21 protein-coding genes and 2 tRNA genes are annotated in these 21,998 nt (G+C 39.2%); 9 read left to right on the forward strand and 14 right to left on the reverse strand.

The window, feature by feature from the left end; genetic code table 11:
* Positions 1 to 254 precede the first annotated feature (254 nt).
* Positions 255 to 340 (forward strand) — tRNA-Leu (locus tag CAP51_RS08145).
* A 625-nt stretch (positions 341 to 965) separates the two neighbouring features.
* Here CAP51_RS08145 and tmk read toward each other — a convergent pair.
* Genes tmk through pabC form a run of 3 tightly spaced genes read right to left on the reverse strand, consistent with a single transcriptional unit; the run spans position 966 to position 3,523 of the window.
* Positions 966 to 1,583 (reverse strand): dTMP kinase, encoded by a 618-nt coding sequence (gene tmk, locus CAP51_RS08150; protein ID WP_087620243.1) that lies wholly within the window; start codon positions 1,581 to 1,583, stop codon positions 966 to 968.
* 20 nt (positions 1,584 to 1,603) lie between these two features.
* Positions 1,604 to 2,677, reverse strand: coding sequence for an endolytic transglycosylase MltG (gene mltG, locus CAP51_RS08155; protein WP_087620244.1), 1,074 nt, complete (start codon positions 2,675 to 2,677; stop codon positions 1,604 to 1,606).
* A gap of 6 nt (positions 2,678 to 2,683) precedes the next feature.
* Positions 2,684 to 3,523: an aminodeoxychorismate lyase gene (gene pabC, locus CAP51_RS08160; RefSeq protein ID WP_087620245.1), complete on the reverse strand. Its 840-nt coding sequence runs from the start codon at positions 3,521 to 3,523 to the stop codon at positions 2,684 to 2,686.
* Between the two features lie 176 nt (positions 3,524 to 3,699).
* On the opposite strand from pabC, the gene CAP51_RS08165 reads away from it, so the two are divergent.
* From CAP51_RS08165 to CAP51_RS08190, 6 genes are all read left to right on the forward strand, one after another.
* Positions 3,700 to 4,710 (forward strand): sulfate ABC transporter substrate-binding protein, encoded by a 1,011-nt coding sequence (locus CAP51_RS08165; RefSeq protein WP_087620246.1) that lies wholly within the window; start codon positions 3,700 to 3,702, stop codon positions 4,708 to 4,710.
* A 41-nt stretch (positions 4,711 to 4,751) separates the two neighbouring features.
* Positions 4,752 to 5,366: an RBBP9/YdeN family alpha/beta hydrolase gene (locus CAP51_RS08170; RefSeq protein WP_087620247.1), complete on the forward strand. Its 615-nt coding sequence runs from the start codon at positions 4,752 to 4,754 to the stop codon at positions 5,364 to 5,366.
* A 65-nt stretch (positions 5,367 to 5,431) separates the two neighbouring features.
* Positions 5,432 to 6,265 carry a sulfate ABC transporter permease subunit CysT gene (gene cysT, locus CAP51_RS08175; RefSeq protein WP_087620248.1) on the forward strand — a complete coding sequence of 278 codons (834 nt, stop codon included), beginning with the start codon at positions 5,432 to 5,434 and terminating at the stop codon, positions 6,263 to 6,265.
* The gene (gene cysW, locus CAP51_RS08180; RefSeq protein ID WP_087620249.1) at positions 6,262 to 7,146 is read left to right on the forward strand and encodes a sulfate ABC transporter permease subunit CysW; all 885 of its coding nucleotides are present in this window, start codon (positions 6,262 to 6,264) and stop codon (positions 7,144 to 7,146) included. Before cysT ends, cysW begins: the two co-directional genes overlap by 4 nt.
* Positions 7,147 to 7,194: 48 nt before the next feature.
* Positions 7,195 to 8,259: a sulfate/molybdate ABC transporter ATP-binding protein gene (locus CAP51_RS08185; protein WP_087620250.1), complete on the forward strand. Its 1,065-nt coding sequence runs from the start codon at positions 7,195 to 7,197 to the stop codon at positions 8,257 to 8,259.
* 48 nt (positions 8,260 to 8,307) lie between these two features.
* Positions 8,308 to 9,231 (forward strand): CysB family HTH-type transcriptional regulator, encoded by a 924-nt coding sequence (locus CAP51_RS08190; RefSeq protein ID WP_087620251.1) that lies wholly within the window; start codon positions 8,308 to 8,310, stop codon positions 9,229 to 9,231.
* A 71-nt stretch (positions 9,232 to 9,302) separates the two neighbouring features.
* On the opposite strand, the gene CAP51_RS08195 is transcribed toward CAP51_RS08190, so the two are convergent.
* The 6 genes from CAP51_RS08195 to CAP51_RS08220 all read right to left on the reverse strand — a co-directional run bounded on the left by CAP51_RS08195 (position 9,303) and on the right by CAP51_RS08220 (position 13,597).
* Positions 9,303 to 9,638 carry an RnfH family protein gene (locus tag CAP51_RS08195; protein ID WP_425426768.1) on the reverse strand — a complete coding sequence of 112 codons (336 nt, stop codon included), beginning with the start codon at positions 9,636 to 9,638 and terminating at the stop codon, positions 9,303 to 9,305.
* Positions 9,639 to 9,640: 2 nt separating this feature from the next.
* Positions 9,641 to 10,729 carry a hypothetical protein gene (locus CAP51_RS08200; RefSeq protein ID WP_087620252.1) on the reverse strand — a complete coding sequence of 363 codons (1,089 nt, stop codon included), beginning with the start codon at positions 10,727 to 10,729 and terminating at the stop codon, positions 9,641 to 9,643.
* Between the two features lie 144 nt (positions 10,730 to 10,873).
* A complete protein-coding gene (locus CAP51_RS08205) occupies positions 10,874 to 11,335 on the reverse strand; it encodes a bacteriohemerythrin (RefSeq protein ID WP_087620253.1) in 462 nt (153 codons plus the stop codon).
* 244 nt (positions 11,336 to 11,579) lie between these two features.
* Entirely contained in the window at positions 11,580 to 12,428 is an 849-nt protein-coding gene (locus CAP51_RS08210) for a class II glutamine amidotransferase (RefSeq protein ID WP_087620254.1), read from the reverse strand.
* Positions 12,429 to 12,529: 101 nt separating this feature from the next.
* Positions 12,530 to 13,309, reverse strand: coding sequence for a GNAT family N-acetyltransferase (locus tag CAP51_RS08215; protein WP_087620255.1), 780 nt, complete (start codon positions 13,307 to 13,309; stop codon positions 12,530 to 12,532).
* A 203-nt stretch (positions 13,310 to 13,512) separates the two neighbouring features.
* Positions 13,513 to 13,597, reverse strand: a tRNA-Leu gene (locus CAP51_RS08220).
* A gap of 540 nt (positions 13,598 to 14,137) precedes the next feature.
* On the opposite strand from CAP51_RS08220, the gene CAP51_RS08225 reads away from it, so the two are divergent.
* Together CAP51_RS08225 and CAP51_RS08230 are read left to right on the forward strand one after the other, a co-directional pair.
* Positions 14,138 to 14,401 (forward strand): antitoxin, encoded by a 264-nt coding sequence (locus CAP51_RS08225; protein WP_087620256.1) that lies wholly within the window; start codon positions 14,138 to 14,140, stop codon positions 14,399 to 14,401.
* Positions 14,398 to 14,802 carry a type II toxin-antitoxin system VapC family toxin gene (locus CAP51_RS08230; protein WP_087620257.1) on the forward strand — a complete coding sequence of 135 codons (405 nt, stop codon included), beginning with the start codon at positions 14,398 to 14,400 and terminating at the stop codon, positions 14,800 to 14,802. Before CAP51_RS08225 ends, CAP51_RS08230 begins: the two co-directional genes overlap by 4 nt.
* Positions 14,803 to 15,115: 313 nt before the next feature.
* On the opposite strand, the gene CAP51_RS08235 is transcribed toward CAP51_RS08230, so the two are convergent.
* The 5 genes from CAP51_RS08235 to CAP51_RS08255 form a co-directional block, all read right to left on the reverse strand.
* Positions 15,116 to 17,635, reverse strand: coding sequence for a TonB-dependent siderophore receptor (locus tag CAP51_RS08235; protein ID WP_087620258.1), 2,520 nt, complete (start codon positions 17,633 to 17,635; stop codon positions 15,116 to 15,118).
* Positions 17,636 to 17,845: 210 nt separating this feature from the next.
* The gene (locus CAP51_RS08240) at positions 17,846 to 18,877 is read right to left on the reverse strand and encodes a FecR family protein (RefSeq protein ID WP_087620259.1); all 1,032 of its coding nucleotides are present in this window, start codon (positions 18,875 to 18,877) and stop codon (positions 17,846 to 17,848) included.
* A 13-nt stretch (positions 18,878 to 18,890) separates the two neighbouring features.
* Positions 18,891 to 19,421, reverse strand: coding sequence for an RNA polymerase sigma factor (locus tag CAP51_RS08245; RefSeq protein WP_087620260.1), 531 nt, complete (start codon positions 19,419 to 19,421; stop codon positions 18,891 to 18,893).
* 193 nt (positions 19,422 to 19,614) lie between these two features.
* Positions 19,615 to 20,520, reverse strand: a complete 906-nt coding sequence (argB, locus tag CAP51_RS08250) for an acetylglutamate kinase (RefSeq protein ID WP_087620261.1) — start codon at positions 20,518 to 20,520, stop codon at positions 19,615 to 19,617.
* 10 nt (positions 20,521 to 20,530) lie between these two features.
* Positions 20,531 to 21,928: a phosphomannomutase/phosphoglucomutase gene (locus tag CAP51_RS08255; RefSeq protein ID WP_425426778.1), complete on the reverse strand. Its 1,398-nt coding sequence runs from the start codon at positions 21,926 to 21,928 to the stop codon at positions 20,531 to 20,533.
* Positions 21,929 to 21,998: the final 70 nt, after the last annotated feature.

A 21,998-nucleotide genomic window follows, 5' to 3' on the forward strand; every position in this document is an offset into this window, starting at 1 on the left:
CAGCACCCTACAAGCGCAATATGAAAGTCCGATATCACTTTAATGAACATCTCATGACAAAATCAAAATATAGCGCAATATATTTTGATTTAACCTCTATTCAAAATCATAATTCAAGTCTATGACTCACAAATGCTATATGTGCATCAATTTCTTCCTTTTCGTTTATTATCATTGCCTTTGATCATAATTAATGCAATTAAACCCACTTACATCTTGTCATTCTAAACATTGTCCTCTATTATCACGCTCACGCCCGGGTGGTGAAATAGGTAGACACAGGGGATTTAAAATCCCCCGCCCACAAAGCGTGCCGGTTCGAGTCCGGCCCCGGGCACCATCCTTATCATTGCTATACAATGATCAATTAAATATTTCTCAATTTAATCTCTTCTATTGTCAATTTTTTACTTCTATTTATTCATCATTTCACTATATTTATAAAAATTGTCACTTTTTGCCAATTTTGACTATTTTTATCAAGATTTTTAGTATCAATTAGCAAGTATATTTACCCTAATCCTTGCCTATTAAATGCACTATTTATTAGAAAAATTAAACCAAATTATTAGAAATACTGAGTTTATTTAATTTTCTAAAAGATAAAAATTTTGATGATTTGAAATTTTATGCAATAGTTCAAATGTCAAACTTCATTATACTGATTACAAGTGCTGATGCTTTATCATTATACAACCTACGGAATCTATTGATAAATTTATCTATTTATAGAGCCTGTTGTGATATAGCATCTATTAAGGATAACTAAAATAGAGAATTAAAATAAATCTTCTCCAGAGCAGGGCTAGTTATTATCCGCATACTTTATTATCCGTATAATAACTAGCCATATTTTTTCAAAACAACGACCAAATCCTTAACCTCAAACAATTACAGGCTTTATCTGTAACCTAACACTTCCCAACATTTACTCAGCCACACTCAAAATACGCTCTCTGATTAACTCAGCTATTTTTATGCTTAAGCCGTTGTTCAATCAGTTCTAATGCCTGCGCTGCAATTTCTTCAGGGCGCTGTGTTGCATCAATACGAACAATACGATCAGGTTCCTGTTCTGCCAGTTCCTGATATGCCACACGTACACCATTAAAGAACTCTAGCTTTTCCTGCTCAAAACGATCCAGCTCTCCCCGCTTTTGTGCACGTTGCATGCCCAATGCCACGGGCGCATCTAGCCAGAATGTGATTTCCGGTAATTGCTTGACAAAATTTTGGGTGAGAATATCGATTTTCTCCCGATCCATACCACGACCACCATATTGATAAGCAATACTGGCATCCACAAATCGATCACACAGGACGATTTTATTTTGTTGTAATGCAGGTAAAATAACCTGTTCAACATGTTGTGCCCTAGCCGCATAAATCAATAATAACTCGGTTGAATCAGACATTTTTTCCTGATTTGGCTGTAATAGGATTTCTCTTATTTTTTCAGCCAACGGGGTACCGCCAGGTTCACGGGTTAATACCACCGCATAACGTTGTGACAGGATTTGATGTAATGTAGCGATTAAAGTGCTTTTACCTACACCTTCTGTACCTTCAAAACTGATAAACATGTGTATTGTCCCGGGTTGGTTTAATTTGAATTGATTTGACGCTTTTGCTGTAATACAGCCAGATATTCTCTTACCGCCTGATTGTGCTGCTCCAGTGTTTCACTGAATTTATGTCCACCATTGCCTGTCGCAACGAAATAGACATTTTTGGACTGATCCGGATGCAAGGCAGCCTCAATCGATCGTTCACTTGGCAAAGCAATTGGCGTTGGCGGTAAACCATGCATGGTGTATGTATTATAAGGGGTTGCTGCTCTTAAATCTTCACGACGGATATTGCCCTGATATTTATCGCCCATGCCATAGATGACGGTTGGATCGGTTTGTAAACGCATACCCGTCTGTAAACGACGCACAAATACCCCTGAAACCTGCCTACGCTCTTCTTCCAGTGCAGTTTCTTTCTCGACGATAGATGCCATGATCAAGGCTTCATATTTATTATGATAAGGCAAATCTTTAGCGCGATTCGCCCAAGCCTGATCCAATGCCTTGATCTGACGTTGATAAAGCTCTTTTAAAATATTGAGATCCGTTTCACCTTTGGCAAAAAAATAGGTATTCGGTGCGAATAATCCTTCCGGATGACTATATTCCGCACCAATACTTTTCATGATCTCGGCATCGGATAAATCCAAAACGGTGTTTTTAACATTGCTATCCGCTTTAAGTTTATTCTTTAACTGCTTAAACGTGGTTCCTTCAATCACTGCAATACGATTCATTTGTGCATTATTGGCATCACTGAGCATGACCAATACCTGACGTACACTCATACCCTGATGAATTTGATAAACCCCAGCTTTTAAAGAATCATGAATAAAAATTTTCTGATAAAGTTTTAGGACTATCGGAAATTTAACTTTCTCCTGATCGGCAAGCCGCTGAATAAAGGCAGAATATGTCTCACCTTTATCGATCGACAATAATTGGACTTTATTATTTACAGGATAATGCTTAAATAAACTTTGTGATAAAACCCAAGTCACAACAACAATAGAAATAAGGACAATGATAAAAAGCAGTTTTTTAAATCGGCGTTTCTGAGCAAATGTTTTTGATTTCTTTGCGCCTGTTTTTTTAGATTTTGCCATAAAACATTAAACCAATTCTTTCAATTGTAACGATTCGAATAACTGTAGACACTTTTGCCGATCCAGCGATTGTACAATGTCTTGATCACGCACAAGCTGCCCCATGATTTGCATGGGATGTAATGCATTACACAAAAATCCCGCCTCAATCTGCGAAATTTCTGCTTTGCTAATGATACGGACTTGATGCGGAATTTGATAGTGTTGCATACGTGCCAAAATTTCCTGGCGCATAATGCCATTAATGCCAGTACATTGTAAATCCGGGGTGTGCCATATACCATCAATGAATACAAAACAATTACTGGAAATCCCTTCCACCAAATTTTGCTCTACATCAAAACACAAAGCTTCGTCCCATTGCTGCTGTATCGCCATACTTTTTAACATGATCTGTTCGAGACGATTTAAAGTCTTTATGCCTTTTAATGGACGAAAACTGCTTGCTAATGTTTCTGCTATGAGTCCAACCCTTTCTAATATCACGGGCTGAGTGAGACAATGTGCATCCGGATAATAATAAAAATAAATATCTGCACTTTGATTCGGTATGGCGTAGCCTCGCGCTGAAGTTCCCCGACTAATGAGAATTTTTATTGTTCCGGTCGCTCCATCAGGTAAATGTTGCAAAAATTTCTCTTTATCGTTTTTTATAAAATCTATATCACAATTTATTCTTAGAGCAGTAATCGCCTGTTGCAACCGTTGTAGATGCCGTTTCCATAGCATAATTTCACCAGCTTTCAAGCGTGCAGTTGTAAAACAACCATCCCCATATAAAAATGCTCTATCTTCAATAGAAACAATATGTTGATCGACAAAATCTCCATTTTTCAGATATAACATTTTTTCTTCCAAGCTTATTCGATTTTGTCATCATTTCAAACTTACCCAACATTACAAATCACTTTTTTTCATATAAAATACATTTTTTATTATTTTTTATGGATTAAAAAATTGCATATGCTTCGCTCAATCGCAAGATTAACAATTTATTGCAAAAAAATTCGGAGAAGCTATACATGAAATTTTCAAAATTAAAAACAGGTATTGCAATTGCCTTACTGGGGTTATCTAGTGCTACGTTTGCTGCAAAAGATTTCCTGAATGTCTCTTATGATCCAACCCGTGAATTTTATGATGAATTTAACAAATCTTTTGGTGCTTGGTGGAAAGAAAAAACTAAACAGGATGTGAATTTCCGTCAATCGCACGGTGGTTCTGGCAAACAGGCCCGTGCCGTGATTGATGGCTTAGATGCCGATGTCGTGACTTTGGCCCTTGCCGCAGATATTGATGTGATTGCAGAACAGGCAAAATTATTACCGGAAAACTGGCAAAAACTGTTACCTGACAACTCTACGCCTTATACATCTACGATTGTTTTTCTGGTACGTAAAGGCAATCCAAAAGGAATCAAAGACTGGGGCGATCTAATCAAACCGGGTGTAGAAATCATTACGCCAAATCCAAAAACATCGGGCGGTGCGCGCTGGAATTATCTCGGTGCATGGGCATGGGCAAAACATCAACCAGGTGGTAACGATACCAAAGCACAAGAGTTTGTACGCCAGATTTATAAAAATACCAAGGTACTGGATTCCGGCGCACGTGGTGCAACCACAACATTTGCAGAACGTGGCATTGGTGACGTATTGCTGGCTTGGGAAAATGAAGCACATCTTGCCATTCGTGAACAACCGGGTAAATTTGAGATCGTAACACCATCTTTATCTATCTTGGCAGAGCCACCTGTTGCGATTGTACAAAAAAATGCTGAGCGTAAAGGTAACGTCAATCTGGCAAAAGGCTATCTGAACTATTTATATTCTCCAGCTGGTCAAGAAATTGCAGCCAAAAATTTCTATCGTCCTCGTAATCAGCAAATCCTGAAAAAATACAGCAATGTATTTAAACCATTGAAACTGGTAACAATTGATAAAGAATTTGGTGGCTGGCCTAAAACGCAAAAACTACACTTTGACAATGGCGGTATCTTTGATCAAATTGTAAAAGCCAATAATAGCAAGTAATAAAAGCAAGTCATTGTAATATGTGGTGGGAGGAGTTAAAGATGAATCATTTACATACAGTCATCGTTCCTGGCGTAGGCGGTAGTGATCAAGACCATTGGCAATCATGGTTACAACGTCATCTTTCCGACTCTTCCCGTGTTGAGCAACAAGACTGGAATCTGCCGATTCTGAATCAATGGGTTGATCAGTTTTATCAGCATGTACGCCAGTTAAACCGTCCGGTACGTATTGTCGCTCACAGTTTTGGCTGCCTCACCACAATTGCGGCACTGAATCAGTACCCAAACTTAAGTCGTTGGGTACATTCTATCTTACTGGTTGCACCTGCAAATCCTGCACGGTTCAGTCAACATGGCTTTGCCAACAGTGATGAGCAATTAGGCCCCTTGTTTCAAAATTTCAGTATCAATGTACCCTCATTGATGATCATCAGTGAAAATGATCCATGGCTCAGTTATAGTGAAGCGACCGAATACTCAAAATTGTGGAATATTCCCTATATCAACCAGGGTCTGGCAGGTCATATCAATGTTGCATCGGGTTATGGTAAATGGCCTGAACTTTTGCATTACATCGACAATATTTCAATGTGTAGCCATAAAGTCAACACAGATTATTTTGCAACACATCAACATTTTCATTTTGCTGTATAGCTCTTTGCGCTTTGGCAACTGATCAAGATTAATTTTATAACATTTAAGCTTATTAAGGAGCGACCATGTCTCGTCAATCCCGTGTTATTCCTGGGTTTGGACTATCGCTAGGCTTTACTCTTGCCTATTTATCCCTGATTGTCATTATTCCGCTTTCTGCGGTTTTTATTAAATCAATGGGGATTGGCTGGGATGGCTTTTGGGAGATTTTGAGTTCAGAACGTATTATAAAATCGCTACAACTCAGTTTTTCGACTGCACTGATTGCTGCTGGGGTGAATGTTGTTTTTGGTTTGTTATTGGCATGGTGTCTGGTTCGTTACAGTTTTCCCGGTAAAAAAATTATCGATGCGCTGGTTGATCTTCCATTTGCCTTACCGACTGCGGTGGCAGGTATTGCCTTGACAGCACTCTATTCAAAAAATGGCTGGGTTGGGCAATACTTTGAAAAAATTGGAATTGAAATTGCCTATACACCGATCGGGATTACTTTAGCCTTGATTTTTATTGGTATTCCATTTGTGGTACGGACTGTGCAACCGGTTCTTGCAGATATTGAAACTGAACTTGAAGAAGCAGCAAGCGCACTCGGTGCAAATCGTTTTCAAACCGTGACCAAAGTGATTCTGCCAATCCTGTTACCTTCCCTGCTCACTGGTTTTGCCCTTGCTTTTGCCCGTGGTGTTGGTGAATATGGTTCTGTGATCTTTATTGCCGGTAACCAGCCATTTAAAACAGAAATTGCACCGCTTTTGATTATTTCCCGACTGGAAGAATATGATTATGCCGGTGCAACAACCATTGCTGTAGTGATGCTGGTCATTTCCTTCCTGTTCTTACTCATCATCAACTTATTACAAACCTGGGCAAGCCGTCGTACTGGGAGAACAGCACAATGAGTTCAGTTAACAGTTCTTTAGCCAATAAATTACAGTCCCGCGATGCAACCCGTGAACCGACAATTGTCCGTTATATTCTTCTGGCAATTGCACTGATTTTCTTTGCCAGTTGCCTGTTGTTACCACTAGTTCTGGTATTTGTTGAAGCATTTCGACAAGGTATCGAGGTATTTTTTAGAGCGTTGGTTGAACCTGATACGCTATCTGCGGTGAAATTGACATTATTGACCGCAGCAATTGCAGTACCTTTAAATGTGGTGTTTGGTATTGCAGCGGCATGGTCTGTGGCCAAATTCAAATTTAAAGGGAAATCGTTACTGACCACATTAATCGATATCCCGTTCTCTGTATCACCAGTAATCGCAGGTTTAATGCTGGTGTTAATGTTCGGTACACAAGGCTGGTGGGGCGTGTGGTTACAGGATCACGATATCAAAATTCTGTATGCTGTTCCTGCCATTGTATTGGCCACAGTCTTTATTACCGTTCCATTTGTCGCACGTGAATTGATCCCGCTAATGGAAGCACAGGGTACCGAAGAAGAAGAAGCAGCGATTGTACTTGGTGCTTCAGGCTGGCAAACCTTCTGGAATGTGACATTACCGAATATCAAATGGGGTTTGCTATATGGCGTAATTCTATGTAATGCACGGGCAATGGGTGAATTTGGCGCGGTATCTGTGGTATCTGGCCATATTCGTGGAGAAACCAATACTTTGCCACTACATGTCGAGATTCTCTATAACGAATATAGTTTTAGTGCCGCTTTTGCAGTAGCAACCCTGTTGGCATTATTAGCAATCGTCACCTTAATTGTGAAATCTTGGATCGAATATCGTCAAGAGCAGTCATTACAACATGATGATCAAGCTTCGCAATAAAGATTAGGACTAAAAATCAACCTTGGTTTAACAGTTTAGGATAAAAAAATGAGTATTCAAGTTAAAGGTATTAACAAACATTTTGGCGCATTCCATGCGTTAAAAGACATTACACTAGACTTCCCGGAAGGTGAACTGGTTGCATTACTTGGTCCGTCAGGTTGCGGGAAAACCTCCCTGCTGCGTATTATTGCAGGTTTGGAATCAGCCGATGAAGGTCAAGTGTTGTTAGAAGGTCAGGATGCCACAACCCTACATGTCCGTCATCGTCAGGTTGGTTTTGTATTCCAGCACTATGCACTGTTTCGCCATATGACCGTATTTGATAATGTCGCTTTTGGTTTACGTGTACGCCCGCGTGCCACTCGTCCGAATGAAGCCGAAATCAAAAAACGTGTGACACGCTTGCTGGATTTGGTACAACTGGGCTTTCTAGCTGATCGCTACCCAGCCCAACTTTCTGGTGGACAACGTCAGCGTATTGCTCTGGCACGTGCACTGGCCGTTGAACCTCGGGTACTGTTACTGGATGAACCATTCGGTGCGCTGGATGCCAAAGTTCGTAAGGAACTGCGTCGCTGGTTGCGTACCTTGCATGATGAGCTACACATTACCTCGATTTTTGTGACCCACGATCAGGAAGAAGCACTTGAAGTTGCCGATCAGATTGTGGTCATGAATAAAGGTCAGGTGGAGCAAATTGGTACACCACGTGAAGTCTATGACCATCCTGCAAGTCCTTTTGTATTCGATTTCCTCGGACAAGCCAACCGTTTTGAGGGTACCTTACAACAAGACACCTTACAACTTGGTCAAAGCCAGATTATTCTGCCACAGCATACGCAAGCACAAGATGGCAATATCATTGCATTTGCTCGCCCGAATGAATTGCATATTCATACGGCACCACACAACAATGCAATTGAAGCCAATTTTTTGCGTGAAGTCTGGATTGCTGGTGATATTCGTGCCGAATTACAGGATCAGGATGGTCGTTTAATTGAAATTTCCTTAACGCCTGAACAATCAGACCAGTTAAAATTGCGCAGTCAACAAACTGTCTGGATCACTGCTTCAAATTTCCATTTATTTGATGCAACACAATATGCTTAACCACATACTTAAATGGTGTGAAGCTCATCATTTGGGAGAGAGATTAAAGTGAATTTCCAACAACTCCGTATTATTCGGGAAACTGTACGTCAAAATTATAATTTGACCGAAGCCTCCGCAGCGCTCTACACCTCTCAATCAGGTGTGAGTAAACATATTAAAGACCTTGAAGATGAATTGGGCGTGCAGCTCTTTATCCGTAAAGGCAAACGCTTATTAGGTTTAACCGAACCAGGACAAGCCTTATTAAATATTGTTGAACGCATGCTCGTGGATGCCGATAATATCAAACGTCTGGCAGATGACTTTAATCGTGTGGATGAAGGAACTTTAACCATTGCAACCACGCATACACAAGCCAGATATGTATTACCACCGATTGTTAGCCAGTTTAAAAAACTATTTCCCAAGGTACATTTAATTCTGCAACAGGCAAGTCCGACTGAAATTACCGAGATGTTATTACAAGGTGAAGCAGATATCGGAATTGCGACTGAATCGTTAACTGCTGAAGAAATGCTGGCAAGTACACCCTATTATCAATGGGAACATTCTGTCATCACCCCTAAAGATCATCCACTTGCCCAGCAGGATCAAATTTCTCTGGCAGATTTGTCTGGTTATCCACTCATCACCTATCATGGTGGTTTTACCGGACGATCAAAAATTGACAAAGCCTTTGATGATGCAGGTATAGAAGCGGATATTGTGATGGCAGCACTCGATGCCGACGTCATTAAAACTTATGTCGAACTGGGCATGGGTGTCGGAATCGTCAACAGTCTGGCTTATGATGCAGAACGCGACCACCGCTTAAAACAGATCAATACCGATATCTTTGGTGTCAATACCACATGGATTGCAGTCAGAAAAGGTCATTTATTGCGTGGTTACGGTTATGACTTCATTTCCCTATGCTCACCAACCACAGACATCAAAGCATTGAAAAAAGCCGCTTATCCAGAAGAATAAACGGCGATCTAACTTGATTGATATAAATACAATCAAGTCAATAAACCCTCTCCCATAAAAAAACCACTGAATTATTCAGTGGTTTTTTGCTGCTTACGCCATTGATTTCCTCGACTAAAACGTCCGACAGGATGTTGTGCTGCGCGCTTTCGTCTTACATCTTTAGGATTCATCTTTAATGGACGATAAATCTCCAAGCGATCCCCTGCATTTAATAGATAATGTTCCGGATCTTTAATTTTTAAACCGAAAACACCCAGTTGCAGAGGTTCGGGCAAGGCAACTTTTTGCGCCAACTGACTTTGTGCCAGGGCCTGTGCAGCCGTCATGCCTTGTTGAAAAGGAAGATGAATTGCATATTGCTGATCTTCGGCACAATAGACAACCCATACTTTTGCCAGAGTCAACCTTATACTCCTGTCAACGCCATAATCCAGCCAATCACTGCCAGAATAATGGAAAGTGGGACAATGATACGAATCAACACACGCCAGATATTGTAGCTTGCCTCACTGGAAAAATTAATCGATTTACGCAAATGGCTAATTTTCATTAACCAACCGGCAAACACAGCATGAGCAAAACACAGCAATAAGCCAAAAATAATCACAATACTATAAAATGTCGATGTCGCTTGAGGAATTGCCCAAACCAAAATCGGTAGTAACAGTATGATTGCCTGAATCACAATAGATGTCTGACGCTCTAAAAACTGCTCACGTATATATTGTAAAAAAATCCCGGCAAGGATCAGGGCAGCAATCAATAAAACCACAGCATGAAGATCAGAATGAACGTTGCTGACAAATATAAATGCGCCGAGTCCCAATACTTGAGCAAGCCAAATGGGTAAAACTACAGGCAGCGCTTTCTGCTCAGTCTTAACCGCATTGACTGCATTTTGCCAATAAAGCCCCAGTCCCAAGCCCCCTGTTACCAGAGTAAGGGTCACCACTTTTGCCCATTCTTTTAATTCGAATGGAGTCCATTGCCAAGTATGTACAGTATTGGACAGCACACCGATAATTAATACAGCCAATGTCGCAACAAACAAGGCAATGAATAGAATCATGCGGGGTAATAACGATAAAGCTACTGCAATCACCGCACAAATCAACAGCAAAATACTATGGGAAAATGGCAGTGCAAATTGGGTATCAACGTGTTGTGCTGCAAATTCTAAAATTCCACCCGCCAGAAAAGGGACAAAAACCACTGAAGCCCAACCGATTAAACGCCATCTGGTACTGCGATCCGCTTCTCGGGTTAATTTAACAAAGGCTTGTAGTGGTGTGGATTGTGCACGTTTTGCCAGGGCAATTTCCAGAATTGTAAATGGCAAAGCCAAAATCAACATGGAAAATACCCAAAATAGCCAAAAATCATATTGTTGATAGTCTACTAGCCCCAAAGCAGGCGCCAAAGTTACACTTAACAACAAAGATAAGCAAAAGGCTAAAATAGGAGTTGTCCAGAAAGAAATTCGCTGGTCTTGCATGGTGCCTCTTTTGCAATTGCAATAAAAAACTTAAGCGTATTTTGCCTTTCAAACCTTATAAAAGCAAAAGTTTCAGACATAAAAAAAGCAAATCATTTAAATGATTTGCTGCGCGAAGCCAAAGTCCTTTTCTTTATTTTCGGTTTAGCTAAAAAAACGAGCAAACCAGCTTTTCCCTTTTTTCTTTTCGTGTTGTTTGATAATACCAATCATATTTTCTTTCACTGCACCGACATAATCCCGGTCATCATGCTTAATATGATTGATTAACCAACTACATAATAATTGATGCAATTCCTGTTCAATTGACTCACCGGCATTAAACCGTTCAAGATAACTTTCAATCTTACGAATAAATAAATCATGAACACGTTTATGTGGCACACGATATTTATAATTTGCTTCTTCCTGCAAACTTTCTTCAAAGGTAAAATGTGACTGGGTATAATCCACAATATTATTCAGGACTTCCTGAATCTGAAAGCGTTGATAATTACCCATTGACAATACATCTTCGAGATCATTGATATAATCAACAATCCGTTTGTGTTGCTCATCAATTACTTCAATACCTGTATCGTATTCACTTAACCATTTCATTGCCATGGGGATCAGACCTATGTTGCCTAACTAAACACCATGTTACTGTTAAATAAATTTAAATAAAAACAAGTAAATTACTAAGAATTACTAAAATAGGTCATGTTTCACAAAATTCCTTAATAAAATTATGGAATTAACAATATATCCCGAGTAAAAGGCTAAAGTATTTTTTAACCAATTCAATAAGTTAGTAAGGAGGATATATTGACAATGAAGCAATAAACTTGCCAATACACCCTACTTTCTATTAATAAATATCCGCTTTGGTTTTACGAATCAGACTCGGATCTTCTCGTTCACGTTTTAAACGGTTAACCGTGGTTAATTTTTGCTTTTCTATTTTGCCATCTTTAAACAGAATCATCTCACCAGGTTGATATGCCTGCCATGTTTCATTATTGGTCAATGGTTCTGTGGTAATCACAGCAACCCGATCATCAGGCGTCGTGACTGTACTAAAATCAATATCCATGTCGACATCTATCAGATGTGCATTTTGAAATGGATACTCACGAATAATCCAGTGTAACTTGGTGGTGGCATAGCTAAATAATGCCTGACCATTAGACAAAAAGAAATTAAAGGTCCCATACTCTGCAATCTGAGGAGCAATCTCTGCCAAACATGCAAAAATATCATCCAGCGTTGGCTGAACACCACCAAAACGGGAAGAAAGCTGCTCTAAAATATAGCAAAAGGCCAATTCACTGTCGGTATCCCCCACTGGCTGATAACGCCCGCTTAATGCAGGATTAAAACCCATAAGATCACCATTATGAGCAAAAATCCATTGACGCCCCCACAACTCCCGCATAAATGGATGCGAATTTTCAAGATTGATTTTACCTTGAGTTGCCTTGCGGATATGCGCAATCACATTACGGGATTTAATCGGATAATTACGGATTAATTCAGCCAAAGGAGAATCGACAGCCGATTGATTATCTACAAACAATCGACATGCCTTATCCTCAAAGAAGGCAATACCAAAACCATCAGAGTGATCTGACGTAATACCTGCACGTTGAGAAAACCCACGAAACGAAAAATTAATATCCGTAGGTGTTGCACAATTCATTCCCAATAACTGACACATAGATTTCATTTAACCCTTATTTCTGCTTATATTGTGCATGAGCAAAAATAGGGATGCAAATTTCAATCCATATATACTTATCTATAAAAGATATATAAAAACTATTTTTTAATCATTTTATTCATAACAAATGACTTGGCAACCTGATTCACTTCTAAAAATACAAAATAATCCAAGCAATTGAAATCTTTATCATAATAGGCTTGCTTGGAGAGTTTTGCCTGCATACTCAGATAAGCATCGAATAGCTTTGGAATGCGTTCATCCTGCGCAAAACTATGACTTGGCACACTTGGTTCGAAGCGTTGTTTTGACTGAATATTGATACTTTGTGAAGCATCTAACTGCTGTAAATAACGATGGGTATGATATGCACGGGCCAGATTATCCTCCAAACGGATACTGACACAGCCCATCAGATATTTGGCGCGCATACCCCATAAAACTTTTGGTGCAAGATTTAACCATAACATCGATAATGCTTTACCCGAACGAAATTCCGGATGCACACAGGTACGACCAACTTCGACAATATTGGGTAAATGTGACAATCGGGCGACCACATCAAATTCCTGTTCACTATAACTTTGTGCTAGTTCATGTCCTTTAAATTGTTTTAACCGGGTATATGCGACAATCTCTCCAGACCATTTTTCCCGTAATACAGCATGTTCACAGCCAAAATCATAAACATCCTGATCCATTCCCTGATCAAAGGAAATTCCGAATTGATCGGCAAATTGTTTGGCTCTGAATTGCTGAACCTGACGTAATTGTTTAAGGTCATCGACCCATTCAAAACGGAATTGATTAGCGTTATTTTTATTTCTAAGTAAAGGTGAAGTAAGCGTTTGACGGTACTGATTGAATTTTTCCAACATAATTTGTACTCCTCATTTTTATCCAACACTAGATAAAAGCGATGACAAATCAATGACGATTAGATGAGCAATTGATGACAACGTTACATAGGAATGAAAATTAATACCAATACAAAATATGTTTTGCTTAAATAAGAGAATCGTTTGTTTGAGGTTACAGTATCGAGAGGTTTGTTGTACAAAATATAATTATGATTTTATTATGGTGCGGATGGGGAGACTCGAACTCCCACGATTTTACTCGCTAATACCTGAAACTAGTGCGTCTACCAATTCCGCCACATCCGCTTTCCGTGTGGCGAATATTATGAATATTTGCTCCTATCGTCAAGGGAAAAATCATTTTTTTACTTTAAGATTCATTGGTCTGTTGTTTTTTTACGCTAATTATTCCTTCGTGCTTAAATAAGTTACACGCTAATCTCAACTTAATTTAAGAATATCATTTTTCACTAATACACTAATGATCTTATGTTTTTGTAATTTTGGTTGCCTACGGCAACCAAAATTGCAGATACTTGCGAAGCTTTAATCGCTTATCAGAGCTTCCCCAGCGATGCAGTGCCTCTCATCCACTCGCCGAGCCGCCAAAGGCGGTAATGCGAGCAATATTTGTGTAAATTAAAGATTATATATTATTTATCAATTACTTAATAATAAATTACAGTTGAGATTGACGTAATCTAGATAAACAATAATACTCATCCATCAAACCTGTCCATAGTCGCCATACCATCAACTGGCGAAAACCTTGCTTCATGTTTGCCTCATGAATAAAAACGTGTTTTAATGTACACACATTGATGTACATACTTAATGGTGATAAAAATGCAAAATTTTAATTCCCGAGTATTTATGAATGGCAATAGCCAAGCGATACGTATCCCACAAGAACTACGCTTAGACACCAAACGAGTTAGCATTCGTAAAAATGAACATGGTGATTTAGTGATCCATCCATTGCCGGATATTGAAAAAAGTCGTGGTGATGCATTACTGAAAGTGGTGCAAGGTTTCGATGATGATTTTGTCGAAATTCTTGAAAAAAATCGTTTGGAAGATAATCCGATACAGGAACGTGAAGCATTATGAGATATATGCTTGATACTAATATTCTGATTTATTTCATGAAGAATAAACCTGTAAGCGTTGTCGAACAAATTAACCTGTTGCCCATCACAGATATTTTGTGCATGTCATTTGTGAGTTATGCTGAACTGTTGAAAGGTGCATACGATAGTCAGCGACAAGAAAAAGTCCTGCGACAACTGGCAAAATTGATCAATATTATTCCTGTCGAATATAGTGATCAATCGCTAATCTGTGATTATTATGCTAAACATGCTATAAGATTAAAACGTCAGGGAACACCCATTGGCAGTAATGACTTGTGGATTGCCAGTCATGCTCTGGCACTGGGCTGTGCTTTGGTGACAAACAATACGAAAGAATTTGAACGTATTCCCGATTTACAATTGCAAAACTGGGTGTAGCCATGCCATTACTTGGAAAAAACCTTGTTTCTTTTGTCTACCTGTACACTTAATCTATAAAACGATATGATTATTAATCGTTTAAACTCGGCTATTATTTAAGTATAATTTTAAATCTCCCCCCTCTCTTTAAAAACCAACTTTTACCTAGATCTTTTTTAATCATTGTAGATTGTAAAGAATAGGGATTTAATCATATATTTAAATCCTCCCCAACCCTCCTTTGCAAAGGAGGGAGCGTTAAAAATAACATAAATTATTAATTAATCATTAATTTTGCAATAGGAAATTTAGATACCATTCTGACTGTAAATTAAAACTGGGTTTTAACTGAAAAAGCAACAGTTCTTGGAATACCCAAAGAATAAGTCGTTGCCCAATAATCTTTATTGGTTAAATTTGAAATATTAAAATTAAAAGTTGTGGGAATAGCATGAATTTCTGTTTTATAACGTGCACCTAAATCAAAAATTGTATAACCAGCAATTTCTTGTAAATTTTCACTATCTTTATATTTACTGCCCGAATGATATGCGCCCGCTGTCAAACTTAAGCCTTCTAATTCGGGAACTTGATATTCTGCATAAATTTTTGCGAGAACCTTAGATACACCAGCAGGCACCTTACCTTCCAAGTTTTCATCCGTCGCTTTTTCAACATTTAAATCCATCAATGTACCACCCATGATGAGTGTTAAGGCATCGGTGATTTTTCCTGTAAGCGAAAGTTCTAAACCTTGATGGACCTGTAAACCATCCTGACTGACTGTAATCTTGCCGTTTGCCGTCCTTTCATTTAAGGTATTTGCTTTTTCAATTCTAAATAATGCAGAACTTAATAAGAAACTCTCATTAAATCCATATTTTGCCCCAATTTCGTATTGTTTACTAATATAAGGATCTAGAACTTTGCCAGGATCATTATATTCTATGGCATCATCTGGTACGGTTGAACCCTTTGATAAACCTTCCATATAGGTGGTATACGTTGTAAGTTGCTCAAAAGGTTTAAATAAAATAGAAACCGTTGGTGTTAATTTGGATTTATCATAGCCGGGAGTCTTTACGCCTAAAACATTATAATTATCAGTGGTTACAGTTGTATAATTTAGCCCCAGTAATGCACTCCATTGATCATTAAATTTAACGTCATCACCAATAATAACATTTGAATTGGTTGATTTACTCGATTTATATTTTGCCCCATAATCCCAAGCTTGACTTAAAATCTCTGGTTTAGACCAGTTCATCATTTCATTCACATTTGTATATGCTGGTGAATTTCCAGCACTCTTGGAATTATTTTCATATCGTTTAGTTTCCAAAATATCACCCGAAGCACCAACGATAAGTTTATGTTGAATCTTTCCTGTGTTGAATGTACTGTCTAAATATGCATAAGCGCCATGTGCAATATTCCAGCTCGGTGCACTTTTGGATGTCCATCCATTTACCCAACCAGAATCGGCGAAATAGGCAGGATACAGATTAATAGATTCTTGTTCATCTTCTTTGTATATATAAGCTGCTCTAAATTTAAATATTTCATTAATGTCATAATTAATATTAAGCCCCATACGATCTGTTTTAATATCAAGATATGTCCAGTCAGGTGTATAGGTTTTATCATTTGCCAAAGGTTGTATCCAATAATCCAATGCCCCATAACTACTATTGGCATAAGCATAAAATCGTGAATCTATTCCATCTAAATGATATTTGGTATGCGCTGCTTCTGCCTGTAAACGTAATTTATCTGTAATGTTCCAATCCAAAGCCCCACTAAATAATGCTCGTTCTATATTTTGGTCAGATTTACCTGTTTCACCATTTTGATATGCCATATTAAAGCGATATGCAAATTGCCCATCCTCATCAATTTTATTACCGAGGTCAATATGTCCAAACCATTGTTCATTCCCATAATTACCAAATGTAAAATTAGTCAAACGATCATAGGTTGGTCTTTTTAAAACATAATTCGTTGTACCACCAATTCCTTCACTACCACTCACCCCATACATAAATCCTGTTAGACCATTAATTATTTCAACTCGGTCAAGCTCTTCCATGGCAATACCAGTAGATGTCGATGACAAGCGCAGACCATCCATAATCCCAACTTGGCTATGAAAACCACGAAATGCAGCATATGGTGTGCCATATACTGTAGAGGGTGCAGAATTTTGAATGACAGGATTCATTTTATAAATCTGATCCATATCTCCGGCAATTGCATTTTCAATCAGCTCACTAGACATTACACTCATCGAATAAGGTGTATCCTGTAACGATTTTTCGCCCCAGGGTCCGACTTGTTTTAATTTTTTGGCAATATAGCCTTGATCAGCCGAACCATCGGTAATTTCTGCATTTACAGTAATTACAGGCAATTGGGTGATGTTTCCATTTGCTGTTCCTCTGGCAGTCACATCAATCGGATTTAATTGCCCCATATCACGGGCTTGTACACTGTCGTTGCCATTTTTTCCAATCAAGATATAACCAACTTGGGTCGGTTGGGCTGTAAAAGGCGTACCTTGCAATAAAATATTTAAGCCCTGCTCAACCCGATAATTTCCATATAGCCCCTTGGTGGTCAAACCTGTTAAAGCCTTACCCTCAGTCGAGATTGCCACACCAGACTGTACTGCAAACTGATTTAATGCCTGCGATAAATCCCCTGCTGCAATCGCATATGGCTGGATATTTTCGGTACTGCTGGCGGTTGCACTCGACGTGGCAAATGCAAAGCTACTGGCAAAAGCAAGATGGATAGAAAGTACAACAGGTTTTAAAATAAAATTGGTACAAGGACTTGGCTTTTTCATCATGGTTGCCCCATTTAAATGGTATAAATTTGATCAAAATAAAACGATAAGCATTTATCTTTTTCATTGGATAGGACGCATGAAAATCGAAATTGATTGGTCAAAAATTAAAATAATATTCATTTTCCATATAATCATTTGTTATTTATAATTTTTATTTTTAAAAATTTTTTAATATAAATCTTTAAACATTAATGGAAACTGGTCATCTTTTTATTTTTTCTCAGTAATTTGTAGACTGCCCCACATATTTTGTTGTACCTGAATTGGTAGGCTGTCTTGTAGTAATTGCAGTGCGCCACCATCTAATGGCAGAGCCGCATTCACCATAATATGTTGTAATTGTCTGGCATCGTAACTTAAGCGTTGATGCTGATAACTTTGTAATATACCCAAGACCTGATCCAGTGGCATTTGATGAATCACCAGCATGTGTTTTTGCCATGCGTTTTCTAGTAATTCAGGCGAGATTTGGCGGCTTGGGTGTATCCCCTGTGCATCAATGATGACTTGCTGCCCTGCGGCTATTTCAACATTTACGGGGGAATGAATTGCTGTACCAGAATACTCAACTTTGGTTTTCGACTCCAGCATCATCAATATTGTGGCATGATCATAATGCTGCACGATAAACCGCGTGCCCAAAGCAGTGATACGGGCATATTGAGTTTCAATCACAAATGGACGCTGTGCATCTTTTGCCACATCAACCAGAATATTACCCTTAAACAATTTAATCAGACGTTGTGCTTGGTCAAAGTCAATATCATATGCAGTTTTGCCACTAATGTTAATTTGACTCTGATCGGATAAGGATTGTACGGTCCATTGATTGTATCCGTTACGACGATCAGCCAACCAGTCATTCATTGGCAGCATTTGCCATGCCATCAGGGCGATGATGAGTCCACTGCATAAAAATATCATCACTGAACGCAACAATCCCGACGAATAAACATGAGGATTCAAGCTATCATCATTCAAGGTCTCTTCTATAACTTGTGTTGCAAATGGTTGCGACGTGCTGTCTTGTATCTGGGTAAATTGTTGTAATGTTGCCTGTACCTGCTCAACCAGTTTTTGTCGTTGAGCATCCTGATTCTGCCATGCCTGAAAAGCCTGCCGATCTGCTTCCGAGCAATCCTCATCACTCATTTTCACCAACCACTCGGCGACTTGCTGCAAAAGTTCATCTTCAGCATTGCTGTCTGCCATATTTAGCGGGGATTGATCAGGTTTTATCATATGTGTTGATGATTTAATCCTGCTGCATCAGACGATGACAAGACATCACAGCCTTGATTAAATCAGTTTGTACTGTGGTTCTGGAAATACCCAGTTTTTCAGCAATAGACATTTGTGACATCCCATGCAGATAATGCAACATCATCACTTCACGCGGACGTGGTTCCAGACCACTTAATGCGCTGACAATACGGTATAAGGTTTCTGTCACAATCACCAAGTCTTCAGGGGAACAATCAACATCTAGTTGCTGCTGCTCTGCAAGATGTTTTAAATAGTCATTTTCGATTTTCTTGCGCCGAGCCTGACTGATAATAATACTTTTGGCTGTCACGGTTAAATAAGAGCGAGGTTCCCGAATCTTTTCTAGGCGCTCAGGCGTAATAAATATTTTTAAAAAAGTATCCTGTAAAATATCTTCTACATGATTATGAGAGCGTAAATTTTTACATAACCAGCCATATAGCCATTGATAATTCTCGGCATAAAATTGGCTAATTTTCAGGTTATGATCAGTTTTACTGGTTGTTAAGGATTTCACCATTTCATCTGCATCAAAAAGGATGTGATTAGAAAAAAACGACAACACAAGGGTACAATGTAAATAAGTCTAACAACAAACGATAATGATTACCACTTCAATCATTATTTTTTTTGATTTTTATATTGCGTTATTTTACTGCCAATAAGATCAGTATAGGGCAAATCGTGACAATACAATTTGCCCTAGAAAAATATTATGCTTTATGATGCAAGCGATTAGAAATTAATGTTCCCACACCATGATCGGTAAAGATTTCCAGCAAAGTTGCATGGGGCACACGACCATCGACAATCACCGAACTACCAACCCCACCTTTTACTGCATCAAGTGCACAGGTCACTTTGGGGATCATACCGCCGTGAATGGTACCATCTGCAATCAAGGCATCCACATCATGGGTATTTAATCCAGTCAATAATTCTTTATTGGCACCCAATACACCGCGAATATTGGTGAGTAAAATCAACTTTTCTGCGCCCAGTGCTTCAGCCACTTTGCCTGCCACCAGATCGGCATTGATATTATAGCTATTGCCCTCTTCATCAACACCCAACGGTGCAATGACCGGAATAAAGTCACTATTGACGAACATATTGATCACATCAATTTTGACCCCAACCACTTCACCGACCATACCCAGATCAATCTTCTGTACAGAACCATCTTCATTCTGTTTTTCCATCAGCAGCTTACGGGCACGAATCAGATTACCATCTTTACCGGTTAAACCAATCGCGCGACCACCGTGCTGGTTAATCAGATTAACAATCGATTTATTGACACTACCACCTAGCACCATTTCCACCACTTCCATAGTGGCTTCATCGGTTACCCGCATGCCGTCAATTCGGTCAGACTCGCGCCCAAGTTGTTTGAGAAAATGATCAACCTGAGGGCCACCACCATGAACCACCACAGGGTTTAAGCCGACGGTTTTCAACAACACGATATCACGGGCAAAAGACCGTTCAAGTTCCGGATCTGTCATGGCATTACCACCGTATTTCACCACAATGGTTTTACCTGCAAAGCGTTGAATATAAGGTAAAGCTTCAGTAAGAACCGTCGCTTTGTCAATTGCAGGTTGATTTGCTGACATGAAGATCTCCTCAATAAGTTATCTGGGTAATTGCCTGTGCAATGGATGAAAATTTGTGTCCCAAAGCTGTCACAAAAATTTGACGAATTTCATCAAAATGTGCCGGACTATCGGCATCAAATCGCACAGTAAAATATTCACCCGTATTCGATGGACGGATAATGCCAAAACCAAATGGAAAATCAAGTCTTATTCCATCCACTTTGCATAAATGTACTGTATTTAGATCAATAGATTGTTCAATTTGTGCCAGAATTTGCTGACAATCGACACCGTCACAAGCAATATAAATGTCCTTACTTGCCACTCGTTCCGGGAATTCGGCCAACACCTGACTCAAACGTTGTTTGGTTGAGCTTAAATATTCCAGTAACCGTAAGGCTGCATACAAGCCATCATCAAAACCTTTGCCACGTCCATCATTAAATACATAATGCCCAGCAAACTCGCCACCGAAAATCGCTTGATGACGATATAAATAATTACGTAAAAAACTACTGCCGGTACGAATCATGGTTAATCGTCCTGCATATTGCTGAACTGTTTGCCCAACCTTACTAGAACATTTTACATCACAGACGATTTCTGCATTGGCATGTTGCAATAGACAAATTTTGGCAAATAAACACAATAATCGATCAGGACTGACATAATCACCCTGCTCATCAACCACCACCAACCGATCACCATCACCATCTAATGCAATACCCATAAGCGATTGATGAGTAATCACCGATTGAGCCAATGCCTGTAAGCGTTCAGGATGACTCGGATCCGGTGCACCTAAAGGGAAATGACCATCTGCATGGCAATGTAAAGCATCGACCTTACATCCAAATTGTTGTAAAACTGCCAATGCAATAGCACCTGCCGAACCATTCAATCCTTCCAGACTAATGGCTAAATTTTTTGACAAGCAAATATCATGGCGTAGAAAGTCGATATAGTGTGGTAATGCTGAGCCGTGTGTCAGGCAACCATTCCCCTGAATAAAATCCTGTTGTTCAATCCGGTCGGCAACCTGCTGTATTTGTTCTGGAGATGGCGGTAAACCTTTGATTAACCATTTAATGCCATTGTCATGTGCAGGATTATGACTTGCAGTAATCATGATGCCATTACCACCATGTTGCAATGCAGTAAAATACAATAATGGCGAGCTAACACAGCCAATTTCAATGACATCAAGGCCAGAAGCGGTCAAAGCCTGTGCCATCATTTCGGCATTTTTGGGGCTGCTTAAGCGTGCGTCATAGCCCAAAACCACCTGTTTTTGTTGTTGTTCCCGATACTCGGTCGCCAAAGCCAAAGCAATGGCATAAACCAATTCTGCGGTTAAAAGATCGACATGCCCACGAATATCATAAGCACGGAAAATTTTTCGAGATACAGCCCACTGGGGCGATATGTTTGTTGTAATAGCAAGTTGATTCACAATAAAATCTTCAATCATAAGGACAGACAAGCAATCTCGTGCT

It is taken from the genome of Acinetobacter populi (assembly GCF_002174125.1).
GTDB lineage: Bacteria > Pseudomonadota > Gammaproteobacteria > Pseudomonadales > Moraxellaceae > Acinetobacter > Acinetobacter populi.